26 protein-coding genes are annotated in these 23,633 nt (G+C 62.6%); 2 read left to right on the top strand and 24 right to left on the bottom strand.

Features of this window, described 5'->3' with window-relative positions:
- Positions 1-77: 77 nt before the first annotated feature.
- On the bottom strand, positions 78-746 hold the full coding sequence (ccmB, locus tag A9971_RS10920; RefSeq protein WP_011060016.1) for a heme exporter protein CcmB: 669 nt from the start codon (positions 744-746) through the stop codon (positions 78-80).
- Positions 743-1,378 carry a cytochrome c biogenesis heme-transporting ATPase CcmA gene (gene ccmA / locus A9971_RS10915; protein WP_011060015.1) on the bottom strand — a complete coding sequence of 212 codons (636 nt, stop codon included), beginning with the start codon at positions 1,376-1,378 and terminating at the stop codon, positions 743-745. Before ccmA ends, ccmB begins: the two co-directional genes overlap by 4 nt.
- A gap of 196 nt (positions 1,379-1,574) precedes the next feature.
- Between ccmA and A9971_RS10910 the strand changes: the two genes are divergently transcribed.
- Both A9971_RS10910 and A9971_RS10905 read left to right on the top strand, forming a co-directional pair.
- On the top strand, positions 1,575-3,158 hold the full coding sequence (locus tag A9971_RS10910; RefSeq protein ID WP_183000589.1) for a flagellar hook-length control protein FliK: 1,584 nt from the start codon (positions 1,575-1,577) through the stop codon (positions 3,156-3,158).
- Positions 3,155-3,484: an EscU/YscU/HrcU family type III secretion system export apparatus switch protein gene (locus tag A9971_RS10905; protein WP_053156958.1), complete on the top strand. Its 330-nt coding sequence runs from the start codon at positions 3,155-3,157 to the stop codon at positions 3,482-3,484. Before A9971_RS10910 ends, A9971_RS10905 begins: the two co-directional genes overlap by 4 nt.
- 59 nt (positions 3,485-3,543) lie before the next feature.
- Here the strand turns inward: A9971_RS10905 and A9971_RS10900 are convergent, their stop codons facing one another.
- The 22 genes from A9971_RS10900 to fliL all read right to left on the bottom strand — a co-directional run bounded on the left by A9971_RS10900 (position 3,544) and on the right by fliL (position 23,563).
- The gene (locus A9971_RS10900) at positions 3,544-3,936 is read right to left on the bottom strand and encodes a DUF2802 domain-containing protein (RefSeq protein ID WP_011060012.1); all 393 of its coding nucleotides are present in this window, start codon (positions 3,934-3,936) and stop codon (positions 3,544-3,546) included.
- Positions 3,937-4,419: a chemotaxis protein CheW gene (locus A9971_RS10895; RefSeq protein WP_011060011.1), complete on the bottom strand. Its 483-nt coding sequence runs from the start codon at positions 4,417-4,419 to the stop codon at positions 3,937-3,939.
- Between the two features lie 79 nt (positions 4,420-4,498).
- Positions 4,499-5,377 (bottom strand): CheW domain-containing protein, encoded by an 879-nt coding sequence (locus A9971_RS10890; RefSeq protein ID WP_183000588.1) that lies wholly within the window; start codon positions 5,375-5,377, stop codon positions 4,499-4,501.
- Between the two features lie 84 nt (positions 5,378-5,461).
- Positions 5,462-6,250, bottom strand: coding sequence for a ParA family protein (locus A9971_RS10885; RefSeq protein WP_011060009.1), 789 nt, complete (start codon positions 6,248-6,250; stop codon positions 5,462-5,464).
- Positions 6,251-6,300: 50 nt separating this feature from the next.
- A complete protein-coding gene (gene motD, locus A9971_RS10880) occupies positions 6,301-7,185 on the bottom strand; it encodes a flagellar motor protein MotD (protein WP_011060008.1) in 885 nt (294 codons plus the stop codon).
- Between the two features lie 2 nt (positions 7,186-7,187).
- Positions 7,188-7,928 (bottom strand): flagellar motor protein, encoded by a 741-nt coding sequence (locus A9971_RS10875; protein ID WP_011060007.1) that lies wholly within the window; start codon positions 7,926-7,928, stop codon positions 7,188-7,190.
- On the bottom strand, positions 7,928-9,049 hold the full coding sequence (locus tag A9971_RS10870) for a chemotaxis response regulator protein-glutamate methylesterase (RefSeq protein ID WP_011060006.1): 1,122 nt from the start codon (positions 9,047-9,049) through the stop codon (positions 7,928-7,930). The genes A9971_RS10875 and A9971_RS10870 overlap by 1 nt, the downstream gene beginning before the upstream one ends.
- Before the next feature lie 47 nt (positions 9,050-9,096).
- The gene (locus A9971_RS10865; RefSeq protein ID WP_065363385.1) at positions 9,097-11,382 is read right to left on the bottom strand and encodes a chemotaxis protein CheA; all 2,286 of its coding nucleotides are present in this window, start codon (positions 11,380-11,382) and stop codon (positions 9,097-9,099) included.
- Positions 11,383-11,394: 12 nt separating this feature from the next.
- Positions 11,395-12,183, bottom strand: a complete 789-nt coding sequence (locus tag A9971_RS10860; protein WP_011060004.1) for a protein phosphatase CheZ — start codon at positions 12,181-12,183, stop codon at positions 11,395-11,397.
- Positions 12,184-12,213: 30 nt separating this feature from the next.
- Entirely contained in the window at positions 12,214-12,585 is a 372-nt protein-coding gene (locus A9971_RS10855) for a chemotaxis response regulator CheY (protein ID WP_003183998.1), read from the bottom strand.
- 165 nt (positions 12,586-12,750) lie between these two features.
- Positions 12,751-13,491 (bottom strand): RNA polymerase sigma factor FliA, encoded by a 741-nt coding sequence (gene fliA, locus A9971_RS10850; RefSeq protein ID WP_011060003.1) that lies wholly within the window; start codon positions 13,489-13,491, stop codon positions 12,751-12,753.
- Complete coding sequence (gene fleN, locus A9971_RS10845) at positions 13,488-14,318, bottom strand: flagellar synthesis regulator FleN (RefSeq protein ID WP_011060002.1); 831 nt, start codon at positions 14,316-14,318, stop codon at positions 13,488-13,490. The genes fliA and fleN overlap by 4 nt, the downstream gene beginning before the upstream one ends.
- Before the next feature lie 118 nt (positions 14,319-14,436).
- Positions 14,437-15,759, bottom strand: a complete 1,323-nt coding sequence (flhF, locus tag A9971_RS10840; RefSeq protein ID WP_011060001.1) for a flagellar biosynthesis protein FlhF — start codon at positions 15,757-15,759, stop codon at positions 14,437-14,439.
- An 11-nt stretch (positions 15,760-15,770) separates the two neighbouring features.
- On the bottom strand, positions 15,771-17,900 hold the full coding sequence (gene flhA, locus A9971_RS10835; protein ID WP_011060000.1) for a flagellar biosynthesis protein FlhA: 2,130 nt from the start codon (positions 17,898-17,900) through the stop codon (positions 15,771-15,773).
- A 214-nt stretch (positions 17,901-18,114) separates the two neighbouring features.
- A complete protein-coding gene (gene flhB, locus A9971_RS10830; RefSeq protein ID WP_065363383.1) occupies positions 18,115-19,290 on the bottom strand; it encodes a flagellar biosynthesis protein FlhB in 1,176 nt (391 codons plus the stop codon).
- A 3-nt stretch (positions 19,291-19,293) separates the two neighbouring features.
- The gene (fliR, locus tag A9971_RS10825) at positions 19,294-20,076 is read right to left on the bottom strand and encodes a flagellar biosynthetic protein FliR (RefSeq protein ID WP_183000587.1); all 783 of its coding nucleotides are present in this window, start codon (positions 20,074-20,076) and stop codon (positions 19,294-19,296) included.
- 4 nt (positions 20,077-20,080) lie between these two features.
- On the bottom strand, positions 20,081-20,350 hold the full coding sequence (fliQ, locus tag A9971_RS10820; RefSeq protein WP_011059988.1) for a flagellar biosynthesis protein FliQ: 270 nt from the start codon (positions 20,348-20,350) through the stop codon (positions 20,081-20,083).
- A 24-nt stretch (positions 20,351-20,374) separates the two neighbouring features.
- A complete protein-coding gene (gene fliP, locus A9971_RS10815) occupies positions 20,375-21,124 on the bottom strand; it encodes a flagellar type III secretion system pore protein FliP (RefSeq protein ID WP_011059987.1) in 750 nt (249 codons plus the stop codon).
- Positions 21,124-21,567: a flagellar biosynthetic protein FliO gene (gene fliO, locus A9971_RS10810; protein WP_011059986.1), complete on the bottom strand. Its 444-nt coding sequence runs from the start codon at positions 21,565-21,567 to the stop codon at positions 21,124-21,126. Before fliO ends, fliP begins: the two co-directional genes overlap by 1 nt.
- Positions 21,568-22,029, bottom strand: a complete 462-nt coding sequence (gene fliN, locus A9971_RS10805) for a flagellar motor switch protein FliN (RefSeq protein ID WP_011059985.1) — start codon at positions 22,027-22,029, stop codon at positions 21,568-21,570.
- Positions 22,030-22,084: 55 nt separating this feature from the next.
- Positions 22,085-23,053, bottom strand: coding sequence for a flagellar motor switch protein FliM (fliM, locus tag A9971_RS10800; protein ID WP_011059984.1), 969 nt, complete (start codon positions 23,051-23,053; stop codon positions 22,085-22,087).
- 9 nt (positions 23,054-23,062) lie between these two features.
- Complete coding sequence (fliL, locus tag A9971_RS10795) at positions 23,063-23,563, bottom strand: flagellar basal body-associated protein FliL (protein ID WP_011059983.1); 501 nt, start codon at positions 23,561-23,563, stop codon at positions 23,063-23,065.
- Between the last annotated feature and the right edge of the window lie 70 nt (positions 23,564-23,633).

Genomic DNA, 23,633 nt, shown 5'->3' with positions numbered 1-23,633 from the left:
CACGGGTGCTTTTCGTGGTCGAAAAGCCTGGGTCTTTTCTCAGAAAGAAGTGATCAAAAAATGATCAGACCTCATTATTATTCGCCGACGCTGATCTTCAGGCCAGCCGCTATTGCAAAGGGTGTCAAGGTTACTGCCAGGGCGGTCAGGCTCCCAAGCCAGAGCAGGTAACCGGTTGCCGGCATGCCCTGCAATGCCGCCTGCAGGGCGCCACTGCCGAGAATCAGTACCGGGATGTACAACGGCAGGATCAGCAGCGCCAGCAGCAGGCCGCCACGCTTGAGCCCCACCGTCAATGCCGCGCCTACTGCGCCCAGCAGGCTGAGCACCGGGGTCCCCAGCAGCAGGGACATCAGCAGCACCGGCAGACAGGCGGCAGGCAGCCCCAGCATCACCGCCAGCAAGGGCGCGAGCAAGACCAGTGCCAACCCGGAAAACACCCAGTGTGCCAGTACCTTGGCCAGAACCAGAAGAGCCAGGGGGTGCGGCGAAAGGACCCACTGCTCCAGGGATCCATCCTCGAAATCACTGCGAAAAAGCCCGTCCAGCGAGAGCAGGACGGACAATAGGGCCGCTACCCAGACCAGCCCCGGAGACAAGGTTTGCAACAATTGTGTCTCAGGTCCCACGGCCAGGGGGAACAGTGCAACAACGATTGCGAAAAATACCAAGGGGTTGGCCAGTTCCGCCGGGCGCCGGCACAACAGGCGCGCTTCACGGGCCACCAACAGGGCAAACACACTCATGCGGCCCACCGTCCCAGGTCAATGTCACGGTAGCCGGAAGGCATGCGGGCCAGGCTGTGGTGGGTGGTCAGGACCACCATGCCGCCACGCTCGCAATGGCCCGCCAGGTGCTCTTCGAGCTGGGCCACGCCCTGCTTGTCGAGGGCGGTGAAGGGTTCGTCGAGTATCCACAACGGCGGGCTGTCCAGGTACAGGCGCGCCAAGGCCACGCGGCGCTGCTGGCCGGCGGAAAGGGTATGGCAAGGCACATCCTCGAAACCGCGCAGGCCGACCGCCGCCAGGGCCTGCCAGATCGCCTCGCGCCGGGCAGGCTGGTGCAGGGCACAGAGCCAGCTGAGGTTCTCCTCGGGGCTCAACAGCTCCTTGATGCCGGCGGCATGGCCGATCCACAACAGGTTGCGGGCCAGTTCCGCGCGCTGGGCGTGCAATGGCTGGCCATTGAGCAGCACCTGGCCGCTGGTGGGCTGCATCAACCCGGCCAGCAGGCGCAGCAGGCTGGTCTTGCCGCTGCCGTTGGGGCCGCTGATCTGCACCATGTCGCCGCCCGTCAGACGCAACTCGAGGTGTTCAAATAGCATCCGCCAATCGCGCTCACAGGCGAGTGCTACGGCTTCGAGAAGAGGGCTGGTCAAGGGATAGCGGGCCTTTACAGGTTCAAGTCGGCAACGGAGCGGCCGTTAAAGAGATGCAGGATAAATGCATTGGCGGCCTGTTCTAGAGAGCTGCGTCAAACAATTGCAATGTTTTCACCACTCCCCCAAAGACGGGCGGCATTATACATGCGAAGCCCTACGCTTATGAGGGCTAATTTCCACAGGTTGTGTCCGAATGACAGGCGAAATGAACATCCTGCCTGCGCCCCAGGTGCCCGCGCCCGGCGCCTCGCGCCCCCAGGCGATCAGCGGGGAACTGCTGAAGCTGGTGCCGCCCCTGGAAGGCCTGATTGCCGCCGGCCAGAGCGCCAAGGCCGAAGTGCTGTCGCTCAAGCAGACCGACCAGACGTTCCAGTTGCTGCTCAAAGTGACCCTGGACAACGGCCGGCAAACCACTTTGCAGGCCACCAGCAATCAACCCCTGCCCCAGGGCACCAGCCTGGCGGTCACCCAACCCTCGGCGGGCAACCTGGCGATCACCGTGCAACAGGCCATCGCCTCCAGTGTCGCCGCCCTGACCCGCCTGGACACCAGCCAACTGCCCCCCGGCACCCTGATCCAGGCCAAGGTGCTGACCAGCCAGATGCTGCCCCAGGGCACCAGCCAGCCGGCGATCTATCGCTCCCTGGTGAGCCTGCTCAACACCGCACAGAGCGGCGCCACCCTGAGCATCGAAAGCCCGCAGCCACTGCGCATCGGCAGCCTGCTCAGCGCCCTGGTCTCGGATGCCCAGACCCTGAATTTCGTCCCCCTGAGCAGCCGTCAGGAGCAATTGGCCATCGCCGCCCAACTGGCCAGCCAGCAAAGCCGCCAGGGCTCCCTCAGTAGCTTGATCAACGCCCTGCAGAACCTGCCCGCCGACAGTGACCCCTCGACCACCTCCACTGACCTGCGCGCCGCCGTCGAGCGTCTGCTGGCCGGCCTGCCCGACGTGCAGCAACTGAGCAACCCGCGCGGCGTGGCCCAGGCCTTGCTGGGCAGCGGCCTGTTCCTGGAAGCCCGGCTGCTGGCCGGGGCCAACCCAGGGCAGGTGCCGGACATGAAGGCCGACCTGTTGCGCCTGATCGCCCGGCTGACCCCGGGCCTGCCCGCCTCCACCAGCTTCAACGCCATCCTGGCCGCCAACACCCTGGCCCAGTCGCTGCCCAGCTTCGTGCGCAGCGCCCTGGGTACCCTCGGCCAGGTCAGCGCCAAGGCTTCGCCCACCGGCTTTCCATTGCCGGAACGGTTGCTGCAGAGCCTGGAAGGCGAAGGTGACCTGGAACAACTGCTGCGCCTGGCCGCCGCGGCCGTATCGCGCTTGCAGAGCCATCAATTGTCGAGCCTGGAGCAAAGCGGCCTGACCGACGATGGCCGGCTGTTGAGTACCTGGCAGTTGGAAATCCCCATGCGCAACCTGCAGGACATCGTGCCCTTGCAGGTCAAGCTGCAGCGCGAAGAGGCGCCGGAACCGGAGCCGGAACACAAACGCGAGGAACGTGAGCCCAAGCAGGCCCTGTGGCGGGTCGACCTGGCCTTCGACCTGGAGCCTCTGGGCCCGCTGCAAGTCCAGGCACAGCTGATCCAGGGCCGGCTGTCCAGCCAGCTCTGGGCCGAGCGCCCCTACACGGCGAGCCTGATTGAAAGCCACCTGGGCAACCTGCGCGAACGCCTGCTGGCCTCGGGACTGAATGTCGGCGACCTGGATTGCCACCTCGGCACTCCGCCCCAGGGCCCGCAAACCCGATTGGAACAACGCTGGGTGGACGAAACCGCATGAAGCACTCTCCGCCACCACGCCAGGCCATCGCCCTCAAATACGATGGCCAGCAGGCTCCGACCCTCACCGCCAAGGGCGATGACGAACTGGCCGAAGCCATCCTGAAGATTGCCCGGGACTATGAAGTACCGATCTACGAGAACGCCGAGCTGGTGAAGCTGCTGGCGCGACTGGAGCTGGGCGAGAGCATTCCGCCGGAGCTGTACCGGACCATCGCCGAGATCATCGCCTTCGCCTGGAACCTCAAGGGCAAGTTCCCGGCGGGGCATGATCCGCAACGGGCGGAACTGGAGAAGGACATCACCGAACGCGGCGACGATTACTGAGACAGCCCGGCCGCATGAGGGCCCCAGGGGCCTTTTTGCAGCGGGCGTTCGCGGCTACATCAGCCTTTGTGCAGCTTGCTGACCAGCTCCGCTTCGGCCTGGGTGAGGCCGCAGGACTGGGTCAGCTCGTCGACGCTGGCGCCCATGCCCACCAGGCGCGCGGCCTGGGCGAACGACAGGCTGGAAGGGTCACGCTGCTCCAGCTGGGCCAGCTTGTCCGGCAAAGGCGCTACCACAGCGCGCAACTCGTGCAGGTCCTCGCCCATGCGCACCGTACCGCTCTGGTAATGGTCGACGCGCTTGGCCAGCTCCTTGATCCGCTGGTCGCGCACGGCGTCACCCTCAGCCTGCTGGGCAGCAATCTGCCGCTGGTTGCGGGTGTAGGACAGGAACAGAGCCAGAGTGGCGACCCAGAGGATCGCCAGGACAATTACCGCTACCTCGAGGATCAATCAGATACTCTCCAGTTCCGACCATTCCTCTTCGCTCATCATCTTGTCCAGCTCAACCAGAATCAGCAGTTCGCCGTTCTTGTTGCACACGCCCTGGATGAACTTGGCCGACTCTTCGTTGCCGACGTTCGGCGCGGTCTCGACTTCCGACTGGCGCAGGTAAACCACTTCGGCGACGCTGTCCACCATGATCCCGACCACTTGCTTGTCGGCTTCGATGATGACGATCCGGGTGTTGTCGTTGACTTCGGTCGGCACCAGGCCGAAGCGCTGGCGGGTATCGATCACGGTCACCACGTTGCCGCGCAGGTTGATGATCCCCAGCACGTAGCTGGGTGCGCCCGGCACCGGAGCGATCTCGGTATAGCGCAGCACTTCCTGGACCCGCATCACGTTGATGCCGTAGGACTCGTTATCCAGCTTGAAGGTGACCCATTGCAGGATCGGATCTTCGGAACCCTGTGCAGACGACGACTTATTCATACCCTGACCCCTCAAATAACCGTTGAAAACGGCGTGTGTTCTGTGTGGCTACGCCCGACGGACGCGGCCTGTTGTTGGTTTACTTCGGCTTGTGGGCCGCTTGACTGATCGCCATCTGCTTGGCGCCACCGGTGGCGATCAATTCCGCCAGTTCGGCAACATCGAGCAAGGCGCACATATGTTCAATCACCGTGCCGGCCAGCCACGGGCGTTGGCCACGGTGACTGCGCCACTTGATTTCATTGGGGTCCAGGCGCAGCGAGCGGCTGACCTGGTGCACCGCCAGCCCCCACTCATAGCCCTGGACCGAGATCACGTACTGCAGGCCCTGGCGGAAATCGTCGCGGTAGCGATCCGGCATGACCCAGCGTGCGGTATCCAGCACCTTCAGGTTGCCAGCCTGGCTCGGCAGGATACCGAGGAACCATTCCGGCTGGCCGAACAGCGGCGTCAGCTCCTGCCCGGCCAGGGAATAGATCGAGCCCAGGCACACCAGGGGCACCGCCAGGGTCAGGCCCGCGACATCGAACAACAGGCACTCGAACGGCTCTGCCGCCCAGGCGGGACGATCGCTGCCGGTGACCGGAGGCGGCGTATTGCTCGGCGGCAAGTGCACTTCCACCACGGGCGGCACCAGGGCCTGGAGCATCGGCACCACGGGCGAGAGGGTGCTTGGCATGGGCTCCGGTGCTTCCAGCACAGGGGTGGCAACGGGCTCTGGCGCAGCAACCGCAGGCGCCGAGTTCTGCTGGAGCTCGGCGTCACGGGCCTGCTCTTCCAGTACCGCGGCCTGGAATTCATCCAGCACTTCACTGGAGGCTTCGACCACTACCGGGGCGGGCACCGGGATCGGCGGCTCTGGCAGCAACTCCTCGTCGGTGGCGTCCTGCAGCAAAGCGTCCAGGTACGACTGCAGCGCCAACTGCGGCCGGCTCTTTACATCCAGAGGACGGTTCATGAGGATGCCCACGCTAAAACCCCGATACAGTGACCTGTAGGGGTTATCGGCCGGGCGGCGTGGCGACTTGAATAACGCTTCACGTCAAGCCACCTGCGCCACGAGCTGCTGGGCCAGCAAGTGCTTGAGCAAGGCCTTGTAGGCCAGTACGCCGCGGCTCTTGCCATCGAATTGCGAAGGGGTGACCCCGGCCCGGCTGGCGTCGCGCAGGCGGGTATCCACCGGAATGTAGCCTTGCCAGATCTCCTCGGGAAACTTGTCCCGCAGTACCCGCAGGGTGCCCAGGGAGGCCTGGGTACGGCGGTCGAACAGGGTCGGCACGATAGTGAACGGCAAGGGTTGCTTGCGCGAGCGATTGACCATGGCCAGGGTATTGACCATGCGCTCCAGGCCCTTGACCGCCAGGTGCTCGGTCTGCACCGGGATCACCAACTGCTGGCTGGCCGCCAGTGCGTTGACCATCAGCACCCCGAGCAACGGGGGGCTGTCGATCACCGCATAGTCGAAATCCTGCCACAGCTGCGCCAGGCTCTTGGCGATCACCAGGCCCAGGCCGCTCTGCCCCGGCGACTGGCGCTCCAGGGTGGCCAGCGCGGTGCTGGACGGCAACAGCGAAATACGCTCGTGGCTGGTACCCAGCAACAACTGGCCCGGCAGGTCCTGGGGCACATTGCCCTTGTGCAGGAACAGGTCGTAGCTGCTGTGCTCCAGGCTGTCCGGGTCATAGCCGAAGTAGCTGGTCATGGAGCCGTGGGGGTCGAGATCGACCACGACCACACGCTTGCCCGCCTCGGCCAGCAAGCCGGCTAAAGCGATGGAACTGGTGGTTTTACCGACACCACCCTTTTGATTGGCAACTGCCCAGACTCTCATTCGGTTGGTTCCTCCCGCCCGGCCACAGCGGGGCGAGACATAGCGCTAAGTTATAAAGCAGGTGACGGAGAATTGACGGCGCTTCCCTGTACCGGCGTTTTGACCGGGGTTGGTGCAGTTTGTGTGCCAGCACGCTTGAGTGCCGCATCCGGTGTTGCATGGGCGGTGCCGGTACCGGTCAGGCTGCGGCGCACATCCAGGTTGCGCGACACCACCAGCACCACCCGGCGATTGCGCGCCCGACCTTCGGCGGTGGCGTTGTTGGCCACTGGCTGGAACTCACCGTAGCCCACCGAGGCCATGCGCGCCGGGTTCACCCCCTGCATCGCCAGCATGCGCACGATGCTCGCCGAACGGGCCGAGGACAGTTCCCAGTTGGTCGGGTATTGCGCGGTCTGGATCGGCAGGTTGTCGGTGAAGCCCTCGACATGGATCGGATTGTCGAAGGGTTTGAGGATCTTCGCCACCTTGTCGATGATGGTGAACGCCTGGTCGCTGGGCATGGCATCGCCACTGCCGAACAGCAGGCTGGAGTTGAGTTCGATCTCCACCCACAGTTCATTGCCGCGCACGGTCATCTGGTTGGAGCTGATCAGGTCGCCAAAGGCTGCGCTGATGTCATCGGCGATGCTTTTCAGCGGGTCACTGGCCCCGGCGATGCCGGCGTCGGTCTGGTCGCTGTCCTTGACCAGGGGCTTGGCCGGGGTCACGGTCTTGGGACGCTCGTCGCCGATGGGAATCGGCTTGAGGCTACGATCGGAGTCGGTGAAGACCCCGATCAAGGCTTCGGAAATGACCTTGTACTTGCCCTCGTTGATCGAGGAAATCGAGTACATGACCACGAAAAACGCGAACAGCAAGGTAATGAAGTCGGCGTAGGAAACCAACCAGCGCTCATGGTTGACGTGTTCTTCTTGCTGGCGACGACGGGCCATAATCAGTCCATGAAGCCTTGCAGCTTCAGCTCGATGGAGCGGGGGTTTTCGCCTTCGGCGATCGACAGGATGCCTTCGAGGAGCATTTCCCGGTAACGCGACTGGCGCAAGGCAACGGATTTCAGCTTGGCGGCGATCGGCAGCAGCACCAGGTTGGCACTGGCCACCCCATAGATAGTGGCGACGAAGGCCACGGCGATGCCGCTACCCAGCTGGGATGGATCGGCCAGGTTGCCCATCACGTGGATCAGCCCCATTACCGCGCCGATGATGCCGATGGTCGGCGCATAGCCGCCCATGCTCTCGAACACCTTGGCGGCCTCGATATCACGACTTTCCTGGGTATAGAAATCCACTTCGAGAATGCTGCGGATGGCTTCGGGTTCGGCACCGTCCACCAGCAACTGCAAGCCCTTGCGCGCATAACTGTCAGGCTCGGCATCCGCCACGCCTTCCAGGCCCAGCAGGCCTTCCTTGCGCGCGGTGAGGCTCCAGTTGACCACCCGGTCGATGCCGCCCGGCAGATCGACCCGGGGCGGGAACAGGATCCAGGCAAGGATCTGCATGGCCCGTTTGAAGGCGCTCAGCGGCGACTGCAGCAGTGCCGCGCCGATGGTCCCGCCGAGCACGATCAGTGCCGCCGGACCGTTGGCCAGGGCCGACAGGTGCCCCCCCTCCAGGTAGTTGCCACCGATGATGGCGACAAACGCCATGATGATCCCGATAAGGCTGAGCACATCCATCAGAGACAGGCCTCGACCAGGTGCCGGCCGATGTCGTCCAGGCTGTACACCGCATCCGCCAGGTTGGCCTTGACGATGGCCATTGGCATGCCATAGATCACACAGCTGGCCTCGTCCTGGGCCCATACCGCACTGCCGCCCTGTTTGAGCAGACGCGCGCCTTCACGACCGTCGGCGCCCATGCCGGTGAGCACCACCGCCAGAACTTTGTCGCTGTAGGACTTGGCCGCAGAGCCGAAGGTGATATCCACGCACGGCTTGTAGTTCAAGCGCTCATCGCCCGGGAGAATCTTCACCGCACCGCGACCGTCGACCATCATCTGCTTGCCGCCAGGCGCCAGCAGCGCCAGGCCTGGACGCAGGATGTCGCCATCCTCGGCTTCCTTGACGCTGATGCGGCAGAGCTTGTCCAGACGCTCGGCAAAGGCCTTGGTGAAGGCCGCCGGCATATGCTGGATCAAGACGATAGGTGCCGGGAAGTTGGCCGGCAGCTGGGTCAGGACCCGCTGCAGCGCCACCGGGCCGCCTGTGGACGTACCAATGGCCACCAGCTTGTAGGCCTTGCGCTTGGGTGCCGGCGAATTCGCACTGGCCGCCGGCGCCGCTGCGCGGGCCGGAGCCGGTGCGGGAGCTGGCGAGCGCGAACTGGCGAAGCTCGAAGGAGCAGGTGCCGGCGCACTCGCCGGCTGCGGTGCTGGAGCACTGTAGCTGCTGAAGCGCCGATTGCTGCGCGAGATACTGTGGACCTTCTCGCACAGCAACTGCTTGACCTTCTCGGGATTGCGCGAGATGTCCTCGAAGTTCTTCGGCAGAAAGTCCACCGCCCCGGCATCCAGCGCATCGAGGGTCACTCGGGCGCCTTCGTGGGTCAGGGAGGAGAACATCAGGACCGGCGTCGGGCAGCGCTGCATGATGTGCCGCACTGCGGTGATGCCATCCATCATCGGCATCTCGTAGTCCATGGTGATCACGTCCGGCTTGAGCGCCAGGGCCTGATCGATCGCCTCTTTACCATTGGTCGCCGTGCCGACGACCTGGATATTCGAATCCGCTGAAAGAATTTCCGAGACGCGGCGGCGGAAAAAACCCGAATCGTCCACCACCAGGACTTTGACTGCCATAAACACTCCGTTAGGTGGGGCGAGGCCAACCGCCCCTCCCCGCCGAATCAAATACGCCGTGCGGCGTAACGCTTGAGCATGCTCGGAACATCGAGGATCAGAGCAATGCGGCCGTCACCGGTAATGGTGGCGCCGGACATGCCCGGGGTTCCCTGAAGCATTTTGCCCAAGGGCTTGATGACCACTTCTTCCTGGCCCACCAGTTGATCGACGACGAAGCCGATCCGCTGGGTACCCACCGAAAGGATCACTACGTGGCCCTCGCGCTGCTCTTCATGAGCGGCGGAACTGACCAGCCAGCGTTTGAGGTAGAACAGGGGCAACGCCTTGTCGCGCACGATCACCACTTCCTGGCCGTCCACCACGTTGGTGCGCGACAGGTCGAGGTGGAAGATCTCGTTGACGTTGACCAGCGGGAAAGCGAATGCCTGGTTGCCGAGCATGACCATCAGGGTCGGCATGATCGCCAGGGTCAACGGCACCTTGATGACGATCTTCGAGCCCTGGCCCTTGGTCGAATAGATGTTGATCGAACCATTGAGCTGGGAAATCTTGGTCTTCACCACGTCCATGCCCACACCGCGACCGGACACATCGGAAATCTCGGTCTTGGTGGAGAAGCCCGGGGCAAAGATCAGGTTGTAGCACTCGGTATCGCTCAGGCGGTCGGCGGCGTCCTTGTCCATCACGCCGCGCTTGACGGCGATGGCGCGCAACACGTTCGGGTCCATGCCCTTGCCGTCATCGGAGATCGACAGCAGGATGTGGTCGCCTTCCTGTTCCGCCGCCAGTACCACCTTGCCGCCACGGGACTTGCCCGAGGCTTCGCGCTCTTCCGGCGATTCGATGCCGTGGTCCACCGCGTTGCGCACCAAGTGCACCAGCGGGTCGGCCAGGGCTTCTACCAGGTTCTTGTCGAGGTCGGTTTCTTCCCCCACCAGCTCCAGGTTGATCTCTTTCTTGAGCTGCCGGGCCAGGTCGCGAACCAGGCGCGGGAAGCGCCCGAAGACCTTCTTGATCGGCTGCATGCGGGTCTTCATCACCGCGGTCTGCAGGTCGGCAGTCACCACGTCGAGGTTCGACACGGCCTTGGACATGGCTTCGTCGCCGCTGTTGAGGCCCAGGCGCACCAGGCGGTTACGCACCAGCACCAGCTCGCCCACCATGTTCATGATTTCGTCCAGGCGCGCGGTATCGACACGCACCGTGGTTTCCGCTTCGCTGGCAGGCTTTTCCGCCGGCGGGGCCGCAGCGGCGGCGCGAGCCGGTGCCGGTGCCGCAGCAGGAGCAGCGGCAGCTTTCGGCGCCTCGGCCTTGGGCTCGGGCTTCTTCGCCGCCGGCTTGGCGACGGCAGCAGTGGCCGCCGCAGCCGGAGCCGCAGTGGCCGCGGCTGGCTTGGCCGCACCCGGGGTTTCGGAGAATTTGCCCTTGCCGTGCAACTCATCCAGCAGGGATTCGAATTCGTGATCGGTGATCAGGTCGCTGCCGGCTGCGGCTGCGCTTGGTGCGGCTGCGGCAGGAGCGGCAGGCGCCGCCGCCACGGCCGAATCCAGGGCCTCCACGGCGAAGTTGCCCTTGCCATGCAACTGGTCCAGCAATGCTTCGAATTCATCGTCGGTGATCTCATCACCTGCGCCAGCCGCACCACTGGTGGCACTGGCCGCGGCCGGTGCCACGGCATCCGGGGCGAACTGGCCCTTGCCGTGCAACTGATCGAGCAGGGATTCGAACTCGGCGTCGGTGATTTCATCGCTGGCTGGCTCGCCCTGGGCCGCAGGTGCGGCGGCAGGCGCTGCTTCGGCTTCGGCCTTGGCGGCATTCAGCGAGTCGAGCAACAACTCGAATTCGTTATCGGTGATGTCCCCTGCCGGGCTTTCTTCGGCCACAGGCTCGGCAACCGGCTCAACCACCTCTTCCACAGCAGGTGCTGCAGGCTCGGCACCGGCAGGTTCGGCCAGGCGCGCCAGGGCCGCCAGCAACTCCGGTGTGGCAGCGGTGATTTCGGTGCGCTCACGGACCTGGCTGAACATGCCGTTCACCGCGTCCAGAGCTTCAAGCACCACGTCCATCAGTTCCGAGTCGACTCGCCGCTCACCCTTGCGCAGGATGTCGAAGACGTTCTCGGCGATGTGGCAGCACTCCACCAGCTCATTGAGCTGGAGGAAGCCGGCGCCCCCTTTAACAGTGTGAAAACCGCGAAAAATTGCATTGAGCAAGTCCGCATCATCCGGCCGGCTTTCCAGCTCGACCAGTTGTTCGGACAGTTGCTCTAGAATCTCGCCGGCCTCAACCAGGAAATCCTGAAGGATCTCTTCATCGGCGCCGAAGCTCATTAATGGGTGCTCCTAGAATCCAAGGCTGGAAAGCAAATCGTCTACATCGTCCTGACCGGACATAACGTCTTCCCGTTTATCGGCATGAATCTGCGGACCTTCACCCTTGGCGAGATGTTTTTGCGGATCTTTTTCAGCGAGGATCGATTCACGGTCATGTTCGATGCCGGCAAAACGATCGACCTGGCTGGCCATCAAGACGAGTTTGAGCAGATTGCTTTCGACTTCCGTGACCAACTGGGTCACACGCTTGATCACCTGACCGGTCAGGTCCTGGTAATCCTGCGCCAGCAGAATGTCGTTGAGGTGGCCCGAAACGGTGCGGGTTTCCTGCTCGCTGCGCGTCAGGAAACTGTCGACCCGGCGCGCCAGTTCGCGAAACTCTTCAGCGCCGACCTCGCGCCGCATGAAGCGCCCCCAGTCTGCGCTCAAGGCCTGGGCTTCAGTGCTCAGGCCGTTGACCAGCGGGGTGCTGCTCTCCACCAGGTCCATGGTGCGGTTGGCTGCGGCTTCCGTCAGCCGGACCACATAGGACAGGCGCTCAGTGGCATCCGTGATCTGTGAAACTTCCTCGGCTTGCGGCATGTGCGGGTCAATCTGGAAATTGACGATCGCGCTATGCAGCTCGCGGGTGAGCTTGCCCACTTCCTGGTACAGGCCGCGGTCACGGGTCTGATTGAGCTCATGGATCAATTGCACCGCTTCGCCGAACCGGCCCTTTTCAAGGCTCTCGACCAGTTCCAGCGCATGTTTTTTCAGGGTCGACTCAAAGTCGCCCAGTGAAGATTCGTTATGCTCCATAGCTCCCCCGTGGCGGAATGGCTACGCGTCTCAACCGATGCGTTCGAAGATTTTTTCGATCTTCTCTTTCAACGCCTGAGCCGTGAATGGTTTGACGACATAGCCGTTTACGCCGGCCTGGGCAGCTTCGATGATCTGCTCGCGCTTGGCTTCAGCAGTCACCATCAATACCGGCAGGTGCTTGAGTTTTTCATCGGCGCGCACGTGGCGCAGCAGGTCGATACCGGTCATGCCCGGCATGTTCCAGTCCGTTACCAGAAAGTCGATGCTCCCGCTGTTGAGTACCGGAATGGCGGTAGTGCCATCGTCGGCCTCGACCGTGTTGGTGAATCCCAGATCACGCAACAGGTTCTTAATGATCCGCCGCATCGTTGAAAAGTCATCAACGATGAGGATTTTCATGTTCTTGTCCAATTCGACCTCCAAGCAGTCTTAAACGCATCCAGCACCTGAACGCGCCATTCAATCAATCCGGCATAACACACAACGACTGCATGGAGCACATACTGCAAGACCGGTGCAGCGCTTGCTTCACCGGTCCTGAACGCAGTGTCCCCACACTGCCTGTCAGCGCGCTCGCCACTCCCCCAAACGCCCCCGCAAACGGGCTGCGCACTGGCTGTGTAACTGGCTGACCCGCGATTCGCTGACCCCCAGGACCTCACCGATTTCCTTGAGGTTCAGCTCTTCGTCGTAGTACAGCGCCAACACCAGTCGCTCGCGCTCCGGCAAATTGGCAATCGCATCCGCCAACGCGGCCTGGAAGCGTTCATCCTCCAGGTCCCGTGACGGCTCGAGATGAGCACTGGCGCCATCCTCATGCAGCCCTTCATGCTCGCCGTCCTGCAACAGGTCGTCGAAACTGAACAGGCGGCTGCCCAAGGTGTCGTTCAAAATCCCGTAATAATCGTCGAGACTCAATTGAAGTTCGGCCGCAACTTCATGATCTTTAGCGTCACGACCGGTTTTAGCTTCAATTGCGCGAATCGCATCACTGACCATGCGCGTATTACGGTGCACCGAACGCGGTGCCCAGTCGCCTTTACGAACCTCGTCGAGCATCGCCCCACGGATACGGATACCCGCGTAGGTTTCGAAACTCGCCCCCTTGCTCGCGTCATATTTGGTCGATACTTCGAGCAAACCGATCATCCCGGCCTGAATCAGGTCTTCTACCTGAACACTGGCCGGCAACCGCGCCAGCAGGTGATAGGCAATACGCTTGACCAGAGGCGCGTAGCGCTCGATCAATTCGTACTGGCTGTCACGCGCCGACTTCTTGTAGAGGTTGTAGCCACTGGCAGTCATAGCACCGGTCCCGCTGTTTGATGCACTAGCCGCTCGACAAAAAACTCCAGATGCCCGCGTGGGTTCGCCGGCAACGGCCAGGTATCGACTTTTTGCGCGATGGCCTTGAACGCCAATGCACACTTCGAACGAGGAAAGGCTTCATAGACCGCACGCTGCTTTTGCACGGCCTTGCGTACGCTTTCGTCGTAGGGAACTGCGCCGACGTATTGTAAGGCCACGTCCAGGAAGCGATCCGTGACCTTGGTCAATTTTGCAAACAGGTTGCGACCTTCCTGAGGGCTCTGAGCCATGTTGGCCAGGACCCGGAAACGGTTCATGCCGTAGTCGCGGTTGAGCAGCTTGATCAGCGCGTAGGCGTCCGTGATCGAGGTCGGCTCGTCGCACACCACCAGCAGTACTTCCTGGGCCGCGCGGACAAAGCTGACTACCGAGTCACCAATACCCGCAGCGGTGTCGATCACCAGCACATCGAGATTGTCGCCGATATCGCTGAAGGCCTGGATCAGGCCAGCGTGCTGCGCGGGGCTCAGGTGCACCATGCTCTGGGTGCCCGAGGCGGCCGGTACGATGCGGATGCCTCCAGGGCCCTGGAGCAGCACATCGCGCAGCTCGCAACGGCCCTCGATGACGTCGGCCAGGGTATGTTTGGGAGTCAGGCCCAGCAGGACATCGACATTGGCCAGTCCCAGGTCGGCATCCAGCAGCAAGACCCGCCGGCCGAGCTCAGCCAGAGCCAGGGACAAGTTCACTGACACATTAGTCTTGCCGACGCCACCTTTGCCGCCGGTCACCGCAATCACCTGTACGGGATGCATGCTGCCCATGTTCTTTCTTTACCTTGTCTTACTTAGACGGGGCCACATAACTGGCTGCGCGTTCACCATTGGAACAATGCATGGCAGACCATCGATGTAGATACACTGCAATCTATTCATGATTACCTCAGCCAACCCGTTTGGACGGGCTGTGGTAAAGGTCAGCGAACATGTCGGCCATGGCTTCCTCGCTGGGTTCTTCCTGCATCTGTACGCTTACCGCGCGACTCACCAGCTGATGCCGGCGAGGCAGGTGCAGATCGTCAGGAATCCGCGGACCATCAGTGAGATAGGCAACCGGCAGCTCATGACTGATGGCCAGGCTCAACACTTCGCCAAGACTGGCTGTTTCATCAAGTTTAGTCAGGATGCAACCGGCCAGGCCGCAGCGTTTGTAGCTGTGGTAGGCGGCGGTCAGCACCTGTTTCTGGCTGGTGGTAGCCAGTACCAGATAGTTCTTCGCACGAATGCCACGACCGGCCAGGCTCTCCAGTTGCATGCGCAACGCCGGATCGCTGGCCTGCAGGCCGGCGGTATCGATCAGCACCACGCGCTTGCGCAGCAGCGGATCCAGTGCCTGGGCCAGGGACTGGCCCGGGTCCACATGGGTCACCGACACATTGAGGATGCGCCCCAGGGTCTTGAGCTGCTCCTGGGCGCCGATGCGATAGCTGTCCATGCTCACCAGGGCAATGTTCTGCGCCCCGTACTTGAGCACGTAGCGCGCCGCCAGCTTGGCCAGGGTGGTGGTCTTGCCCATGCCGGCCGGGCCGACCATGGCGATCACGCCGCCCTCTTCCAGAGGCTCGACTTCCGGGGTCTGGATCATTCGCGCCAGGTGCGCCAGCAACATGCGCCAGGCCTGACGGGGTTCGTTGATTTCGGTAATCAGTGCCAGCAGGTCGCGGGCCAGCGGGCCCGACAGGCCGATGCGCTGCAGGCGACGCCAGAGATTGGCCTGCTCCGGACGACTGCCCTGCAATTGGCTCCAGGCCAGGGAGCCGAGCTGCACTTCCAGCAGTTCGCGCAGACCGTTGAGCTCGAAACGCATCGAGTCCAGCGCCCGCGTATCGGCAGGTGGCGCTGCAGGAGCCGGCGCCGGGCGCGGACGCTCGGTCAGGGTCGGCTCGATCAGGGGCTCGGCCGCGGTCAACGGCAGGCCGGCGAACAGCTGGCGATTGGTGATCGAGGCACTGTCGCCCTCGCCCCGCAGGCTCAGTTCAGCCTGGGCGGTGACAATCCGCGACTGGGTCTTGCGCAGCTCGTCCTCGAGTTCCATGTTCGGAACCCGTGGCGACAAGGCCGACAACTTGTAATCCAGCGCAGCCGTCAGCTCGACACCGCCGGCGATCCGCCGGTTGCCGATGATGGCGGCTTCAGCGCCCAACTCATCACGAACCAGTTTCATGGCCTGACGCATATCGGCGGCGAAAAAACGCTTAACTTGCATAACCCACTACCTCAGCCGTTGGGCCCTACTGTCGCAACGATGGTCACTTGCTTGTTGTCCGGAATTTCCTGGTACGCCAGCACATGCAAACCCGGGACGGCGAGACGGCCGAACCGCGAGAGCATGGCGCGGACCGGCCCCGCTACCAACAGAATCACCGGTTGACCTTGCATCTCTTGACGCTGCGCCGCATCGATCAGCGAACGCTGCAGCTTCTCTGCCATGCTTGGCTCCAGCAGAACGCCTTCTTCCTGGCCTTGCCCTGCCTTCTGCAGACTGCTGAGCAAAATTTGTTCCAACCTTGGCTCCAAGGTGATCACAGGCAGCTCAGACTCAGTGCCTACAATGCTTTGGACGATGGCACGAGACAATCCGACGCGTACCGCGGCAACCAAAGCGGCAGTATCTTGACTCTTGGCGGCATTGTTGGCGATGGCTTCGGCAATGCTGCGGATGTCGCGTACCGGCACCTGCTCGGCCAGCAGCGCCTGCAGGACCTTGAGCAACTGCGACAGCGACAGCACGCCCGGCACCAACTCCTCGGCCAGCTTCGGCGAACTCTTGGACAACACTTGCAGCAACTGCTGGACCTCTTCGTGGCCGATCAGTTCGCTGGAGTGCTTATACAGAATCTGGTTCAAGTGGGTGGCGACCACGGTACTGGCGTCCACCACGGTGTAGCCCAGGGACTGCGCCTGCGGCCGTTGGCTGATTTCGATCCACACCGCTTCCAGACCAAAGGCCGGGTCCCGAGCGGAGATGCCGTTGAGCGTGCCATAGACCTGCCCCGGGTTGATCGCCAGCTCGCGATCCGGATAGATCTCCGCTTCGGCCAGGATCACCCCCATCAGGGTCAGGCGGTAGGCGCTCGGCGCCAGGTCCAGGTTGTCGCGGATATGCACCGTGGGCATGAGAAAGCCCAGGTCCTGGGAGAGCTTCTTGCGCACCCCCTTGATCCGCGCCAGCAATTGCCCGCCCTGGTTGCGATCCACCAGGGGAATCAGGCGGTAACCGACTTCCAGGCCGATCATGTCGATCGGCGTCACGTCGTCCCAACCCAACTCCTTGGTTTCCAGGGCACGGGCCGGGGAAGGCAGCAGGTCCTGTTGACGCTGGACCTCTTCCAGAGCCTTGACCTTGACCTGGTTCTGTTTTTTCCAGACCAGGTAAGCGGCGCCACCGGCCACGGCCGCCAGGCTGAGGAAGGAGAAGTGCGGCATGCCCGGCACCAGCCCCATCACGGCCATCAGGCCGGCTGCCACCGCCAGCGCCTTGGGCGAAGCGAACATCTGGCGGTTGATCTGCTTGCCCATGTCTTCGGAACCCGAAGCCCGGGTCACCATGATCGCCGCCGCAGTGGACAGCAACAGTGATGGCAATTGCGCCACCAAACCGTCACCGATGGTCAGCAAGGCGTATACCCGGCCCGCATCGCCAAAGCTCATGTTGTGCTGGAAGATACCGACGGCCATGCCGCCGATCAGGTTGATGAACAGGATCAGCAAACCGGCGATGGCGTCACCGCGCACGAATTTGCTGGCACCGTCCATGGAACCGTAGAACTCGGCCTCTTGGGCCACTTCGAGACGGCGCAGCTTGGCCTGGTTCTGGTCGATCAGGCCGGCGTTCAAGTCAGCATCGATGGCCATCTGTTTGCCGGGCATGGCGTCCAGGGTGAAGCGCGCGCTCACCTCGGAAATACGGCCGGCACCCTTGGTCACCACCACGAAGTTGATGATCATGAGGATCGCAAAGACCACGATACCGACCACGTAGTTGCCGCCGATCACCACCTCACCGAAGGCCTGGATCACCTTACCGGCAGCGGCGTGGCCCTCCTGGCCATGGAGCATCACCACCCGGGTCGAGGCCACGTTGAGCGCCAGGCGCAGCAGCGTGGCCACCAGCAGAATGGTGGGGAACACGGCAAAGTCCAGCGGCCGCAGGGCGTACACGCACACCAGCAGAACCACGATCGACAAAGCGATGTTGAACGTGAAGAACACGTCCAGCAGGAACGCCGGGACCGGCAACATCATCATGGCCAGCATGACCAACAGCAGCACCGGCACACCCAGATTGCCTCGACCGAGGTCAGCCAGGTTGCTGCGAGCCGTGTTGATTAACTGAGAGCGATCCACCGATTTACCCCGTTCCGTAAAGCAAACTTTTGACGCCTGAAGCGGCACGGGGCTGCTACTGCAAGAAACCTTCCAACTTTGCCCTGACGCCGGAAGCAGAGGGACGCAGCCTCTATCAGCCGCATCGGCAAGCCCGGGCATGCACAAGCAAAAAAATAATGGCAATAAGCCACTTTTCTGGCGAGGAGTGTTTTTAGCGCCGCTATGGCCTGGCTTATACCGGCGTGACGGGCCCGGGTGGGGCTTGCTTGCCAGAAGTATCGCGCTGCAGATCCGGCGGAATCGGCAGGTCCTTGAGCGGATCCGGGCGCTTGCCCTTGCCCGCGCGGTGCTGGCGGATCTGATAGACGTAGGCCAGTACCTGGGCCACCGCCAGGTAAAGCCCGGCAGGAATCTCTTCTTCAAGCTCGGTGGAATAGAAGATCGAACGCGCCAGGGCCGGCGATTCCAGCAACATGACTTCGTGGGCCACGGCGATCTCGCGAATCTGCAAGGCCAGGAAATCGCTGCCCTTGGCCAGCAGCACCGGCGCCCCGCCCTTCTCGGCATCGTATTTGAGCGCCACGGCGTAGTGGGTCGGGTTGGTGATGACCACATCGGCCTCCGGGATCGCCGCCATCATCCGCCGCTGGGACATCTCGCGCTGCAACTGGCGAATCCGCTGCTTGACCTCGGGCCGCCCCTCCTGGTCCTTGTGCTCGTCGCGCACTTCCTGCTTGGTCATCAGCAACTTCTTGTGGGCCTGGTACAGCTGCACCGGCACATCCACTGCGGCAATCAGGATCAGCCCGCAGGCCATCCACAAGGTGCTCCAGCCCACCACCTGGATACTGTGGATGATCGCCTTCTCCAGGGGCTCATGGGCGATACGCAAGAGGTCGTCGATATCTGCCGAGAGCACCGAGAGCGCCACGAACAGCACCAGGGCAAACTTGGCCAGGGCCTTGAGCAGCTCGATCAACGCCGTGGGGGAAAACATCCGCTTGAGGCCGTTGGCCGGGTTCATCCGGCTGAACTTGGGCGCCAGGCTCTTGCCGGCGAACAACCAGCCGCCCAGGGAAATGGGGCCGATGACCGCCGCCAGCAGCAGGGTCAGCAGTACCGGCTGCACCGCCAGGATGGCGATCTTGCCCGAATGCAGCAGGTACAGGCCCATGGCCCCGGGGCTGAGCAGCACTTCACGGGGCAGGGAGAAATTCAGGCGCATGATTTCCAGCAGGTCCAGGGCCAGGCCACCACCATAGACCAGCAGACCGCCCGCCCCCGCCAGCATGATGGCCAGGGTATTGAGCTCCTTGGAGCGGGCAATCTCGCCCTTTTCCCGGGAGTCCTTTTTGCGTTTCTCCGTGGGCTCTTCTGTCTTGTCCTGACCGCTCTCGCTCTCTGCCATGGTTCAGCGTGCCCTCGCCAGTTCGCGCAAGAACTGCAGGGCCTCGGAGGCCAGCGGTTGATACTGATTGAGAATGTCAGCCAGGCTGACCCAGACGATGCCCATGCCCAGCACCAGGGTCAGGGGAAAGCCGATGGAGAAGATGTTCAATTGCGGCGCCGCGCGAGTCATGACGCCAAAGGCAATGTTCACCACCAGCAGCGCGGTGATCGCCGGCAATACCAGCAGCAGCGCCGCCCCCAGCACCCAACCGAGCTTGCCTGCCAGCTCCCAGTAATGGTTGACCATCAGGCCGCCACCCACCGGCAGGGTGGTAAAGCTCTCGGTAAGCACCTCGAACACCACCAGGTGGCCGTTCATGGCCAGGAACAACAGGGTCACCAGCATGGTGAAGAACTGCCCGATCACCGCCACCGACACACCGTTGGTGGGGTCGACCATGGAAGCGAACCCCATGCCCATCTGGATCGCCACGATCTGTCCGGCAACCACGAAAGCCTGGAAGAACAGCTGCAGGGAAAACCCCAGTACCGCGCCGATCAGGATCTGTTCGGCGACCAGCAACAGGCCGCTGAGATCCAGGGCGTGCACTTCGGGCATGGGCGGCAGCCCCGGCGCTATCACCACGGTGATCGCCAGGGCAAAGTACAAGCGTACCCGCCGCGGCACCAGGGTGGTCCCGAAGACCGGCATCACCATCAGCAACGAGGTGACCCGGAACAGCGGCAACATGAAGCTCGCCACCCAGGTACTGATCTGGGTGTCGGTCAACGCCAGCAGGGACATGGGCTCAGCCGATCAACTGCGGAATACTGCCGTACAACTGACGGATGTATTCCATGAAGGTTTGCACCAGCCAGGGCCCGGCGACAATCAGGGTCACCAGCATCACCAGCAGGCGCGGCAGGAAGCTCAGGGTCTGTTCGTTGATCTGGGTGGCGGCCTGGAACATGGCCACCATCAGGCCCACCAACAAGCTGGGCACCACCAGCACCGCCACCATCATGGTGGTCAGCCAGAGCGCTTCGCGAAACAGGTCTACCGCGACTTCCGGAGTCATTGTCGATCACCCGCAAACAAGGTTTTAAACACCACCGAAACTGCCCGCCAGGGTGCCGATGATCAACGCCCAACCGTCCACGAGGACGAACAGCATGATCTTGAACGGCAGGGAAATGATCAGGGGCGAGAGCATCATCATGCCCATGGCCATCAGCACACTGGCCACCACCAGGTCGATGATCAGGAACGGAATGAAGATCATGAAGCCGATCTGGAACGCAGTCTTGAGCTCGGAGGTGACGAAGGCCGGGACCAGGATGGTCAGCGGCGCCTGGTCAGGGCTGGCGATGTCGGTGCGCTTGGACAGGCGCATGAACAGCTCCAGGTCGCTGCTGCGGGTCTGCGCCAGCATGAAGTCCTTGATCGGCACCTGAGCCTTGGCCACGGCGTCCTGGGCGGTGAGTTTTTCCGCCAGGTAAGGCTGCAAGGCGTCCTGGTTCACCCGGTCGAACACCGGCGCCATGATGAACATGGTAAGAAACAGCGCCATGCCGGTGAGGATCTGGTTCGACGGGGTCTGCTGCAGGCCCAGGGCCTGACGCAGGATCGAGAAGACGATGATGATCCGGGTGAAGCTGGTCATCAGCATGACGAACGCTGGAATGAAGCTCAGCGCCGTCATAATCAGCAGGATCTGCAGGCTGACCGAATACTCCTGCTGGCCGCTGGCATTGGTGCCAAGGGTGATCGCCGGGATCGACAACGGGTCCGCCGCCAACGCCAGCGGCGCCGCCAGCATCAGTGCCAACGTCAAGATGATGCGCAACGGCATTACTTCTTATCCTTCTGATCCTTGCCCAACAGCTCCATCAGGCGCTGGGCGAACTCGGGCGTCGCCTGCTCGGCACTGGGCACCTGCACCGGCTCTTTGAGTACATGCAACGGGGTGATGGTGCCCGGGGTCAGGCCCAGCAGGATCTGCTCGTTGCCAACCTGCACCAGCACCAGGCGATCGCGCGGGCCCAGAGCCCGGGAGCCGATCAGTTCGATCACCTGCCCCTTGCCGGCAGGACCGGCCTGCTGCACCCGGCGCAACAGCCAGGCCAGGAAGAAGATCACGCCGATCACCAGCAGCAGGCCCAGTACCAACTGGGTCAACTGGCCGCTGACACTGCCGGTCACGGGCGCAGCCGCAGCCACCGCGGCGGTGGCCGCCGGCTCCGCGGCCAGGGCGCTCAGGGGCAGCGCGAATGCAATGCCAAGCAGCTTGTTCACTTAGCGCAGCTTCTTGATGCGTTCGCTGGGGCTGATCACGTCAGTCAGGCGAATGCCGAACTTTTCGTTGACCACAACCACCTCGCCATGGGCGATCAGGGTGCCGTTGACCAGCACGTCCAGCGGCTCGCCGGCCAGGCGATCGAGCTCGATCACCGAGCCCTGGTTGAGCTGCAGCAGGTTGCGAATGTTGATATCGGTACTGCCCACTTCCATGGAGATCGATACCGGGATATCCAGAATCACGTCCAGGTTAGGACCGTCCAGGGTGACCGGCTCATGGTTCTTCGGCACGCTGCCGAACTCTTCCATCTGCAAGCGCCCGGAACTTGACGCGGCGCCGGCATCCGCCGCCAGCAGGGCATCGATATCCGCCTGACCGGCATCACCGGTTTCTTCCAGCGCAGCAGCCCACTCGTCGGCCAGCGCCTGGTCGTCCTGGGAGTTAATTTCGTCAGCCATCATGGGTCCTCGACGGGCAAAAATTCATTGAACAGCAAACAGGTTGGAGCGCCGCTCAACGGCGCTCGATCGGCTCGATCACTTGCAGCGCCAGGTTGCCCTTGTGGGAACCCAGCTTGACCTTGAACGACGGCACGCCATTGGCGCGCATGATCATGTCTTCGGGCAGTTCCACCGGGATTACATCGCCAGGCTGCATGTGCAGGATGTCCCGCAGGCGCAACTGACGACGGGCGACAGTGGCACTCAGCGGCACGGCCACATCCAGCACGTCCTCGCGCAGAGCCTTGCTCCAGCGTTCGTCCTGGTCGTCCAGGTCGGACTGGAAGCCGGCGTCGAGCATTTCGCGGATCGGCTCGATCATCGAATACGGCATGGTCACGTGCAGGTCGCCGCCACCGCCATCGAGCTCGATGTGGAAGGTCGACACCACGATGGCTTCGCTGGGACCGACGATGTTGGCCATGGCCGGGTTCACTTCCGAGTTTATGTACTCGAAGTTGACCGGCATGATCGCCTGCCATGCTTCCTTGAGATCGACGAAGGCCTGCTCCAGCACCATGCGCACCACCCGCAGTTCGGTCGGGGTGAATTCGCGCCCTTCGATCTTCGCGTGGCGGCCATCGCCGCCGAAGAAGTTGTCCACCAGCTTGAACACCAGCTTGGCGTCAAGAATGAACAGCGCGGTGCCGCGCAGCGGCTTGATCTTCACCAGGTTCAGACTGGTGGGTACGTACAGCGAGTGCACATACTCGCCGAACTTCATTACCTGCACGCCACCCACTGCCACGTCAGCCGAACGGCGCAGCATGTTGAACATGCTGATACGGGTATAGCGGGCGAAACGCTCGTTGATCATTTCCAGGGTCGGCATGCGTCCACGGACGATGCGATCCTGGCTGGTCAGGTCGTAGCTTTTGACACTGCCGGGCTCGGCAGCGTGTTCGGTCTGTACCAGACCGTCGTCGACGCCATGCAACAGCGCATCGATCTCATCCTGGGACAGCAGGTCCTGCACGGCCATGTCGTGTTCCTACTGCAGTACGAAGTTAGTAAAGAGCAACTGCTCGACCACCACTTTGCCCACCTCTTTCTGCGCCACTTCCTGAACGCTGGCGGTGGCCTTCTGGCGGAGCATTTCCTGGCCGACCGGAGTGGCCAGGGTGTCGAAACTCTGCCCGGAGAAGAGCATGACCAGGTTGTTGCGGATCACTGGCATGTGCACTTTCAGCGCATCCAGGTCGGCCTGATTACGCGCCAGCAGGGTAATGCTCACCTGCATGTAGCGCTGTCGGCCGTTCTGCGTGAAGTTGGCAACAAAGGCTGGGGCCATGGGCTCGTAGATCGCCGCAGGCTTGACGTTGCTGGCGGTCTCTGCAGCCGGGGCCGGCTTGCTCTGAGCACTGTGCATGAAGTACCAGGTGGCGCCGACCGACAGGCCGATGGCCAGCAACAACGCCAGGACAATCAAGAGGATAAGCTTGAGTTTGCTTTTCCCTGCGGTGGGTTTTTCTGCTGCTTCGCTCTTCGCCATGCCAATAATCCGTCACTAATCGGGGGTTCACAGTCGCACGGCAAGGCAAGAGCAAGTGTTATGCCAGATT

It is taken from the genome of Pseudomonas sp. UME65, from assembly GCF_014170225.1.
In the GTDB taxonomy this organism is placed as follows: Bacteria; Pseudomonadota; Gammaproteobacteria; order Pseudomonadales; family Pseudomonadaceae; genus Aquipseudomonas; species Aquipseudomonas protegens.
This window is presented reverse-complemented; position numbering and strand designations above follow the sequence as displayed.

Coding starts and splice junctions, on each gene's coding strand:
- ccmB (WP_011060016.1), bottom strand. CDS start 746: ATGAGTGTGTTTGCCCTGTTGGTGGCCCGTGAAGCGCGCCTGTTGTGC.
- A9971_RS10910 (WP_183000589.1), top strand. CDS start 1,575: ATGACAGGCGAAATGAACATCCTGCCTGCGCCCCAGGTGCCCGCGCCC.
- A9971_RS10905 (WP_053156958.1), top strand. CDS start 3,155: ATGAAGCACTCTCCGCCACCACGCCAGGCCATCGCCCTCAAATACGAT.
- A9971_RS10895 (WP_011060011.1), bottom strand. CDS start 4,419: ATGAATAAGTCGTCGTCTGCACAGGGTTCCGAAGATCCGATCCTGCAA.
- A9971_RS10890 (WP_183000588.1), bottom strand. CDS start 5,377: ATGAACCGTCCTCTGGATGTAAAGAGCCGGCCGCAGTTGGCGCTGCAG.
- A9971_RS10885 (WP_011060009.1), bottom strand. CDS start 6,250: ATGAGAGTCTGGGCAGTTGCCAATCAAAAGGGTGGTGTCGGTAAAACC.
- motD (WP_011060008.1), bottom strand. CDS start 7,185: ATGGCCCGTCGTCGCCAGCAAGAAGAACACGTCAACCATGAGCGCTGG.
- A9971_RS10875 (WP_011060007.1), bottom strand. CDS start 7,928: ATGGATGTGCTCAGCCTTATCGGGATCATCATGGCGTTTGTCGCCATC.
- A9971_RS10870 (WP_011060006.1), bottom strand. CDS start 9,049: ATGGCAGTCAAAGTCCTGGTGGTGGACGATTCGGGTTTTTTCCGCCGC.
- A9971_RS10865 (WP_065363385.1), bottom strand. CDS start 11,382: ATGAGCTTCGGCGCCGATGAAGAGATCCTTCAGGATTTCCTGGTTGAG.
- A9971_RS10860 (WP_011060004.1), bottom strand. CDS start 12,183: ATGGAGCATAACGAATCTTCACTGGGCGACTTTGAGTCGACCCTGAAA.
- A9971_RS10855 (WP_003183998.1), bottom strand. CDS start 12,585: ATGAAAATCCTCATCGTTGATGACTTTTCAACGATGCGGCGGATCATT.
- fliA (WP_011060003.1), bottom strand. CDS start 13,491: ATGACTGCCAGTGGCTACAACCTCTACAAGAAGTCGGCGCGTGACAGC.
- fleN (WP_011060002.1), bottom strand. CDS start 14,318: ATGGGCAGCATGCATCCCGTACAGGTGATTGCGGTGACCGGCGGCAAA.
- flhF (WP_011060001.1), bottom strand. CDS start 15,759: ATGCAAGTTAAGCGTTTTTTCGCCGCCGATATGCGTCAGGCCATGAAA.
- flhB (WP_065363383.1), bottom strand. CDS start 19,290: ATGGCAGAGAGCGAGAGCGGTCAGGACAAGACAGAAGAGCCCACGGAG.
- fliR (WP_183000587.1), bottom strand. CDS start 20,076: ATGTCCCTGCTGGCGTTGACCGACACCCAGATCAGTACCTGGGTGGCG.
- fliQ (WP_011059988.1), bottom strand. CDS start 20,350: ATGACTCCGGAAGTCGCGGTAGACCTGTTTCGCGAAGCGCTCTGGCTG.
- fliP (WP_011059987.1), bottom strand. CDS start 21,124: ATGCCGTTGCGCATCATCTTGACGTTGGCACTGATGCTGGCGGCGCCG.
- fliN (WP_011059985.1), bottom strand. CDS start 22,029: ATGGCTGACGAAATTAACTCCCAGGACGACCAGGCGCTGGCCGACGAG.
- fliM (WP_011059984.1), bottom strand. CDS start 23,053: ATGGCCGTGCAGGACCTGCTGTCCCAGGATGAGATCGATGCGCTGTTG.
- fliL (WP_011059983.1), bottom strand. CDS start 23,563: ATGGCGAAGAGCGAAGCAGCAGAAAAACCCACCGCAGGGAAAAGCAAA.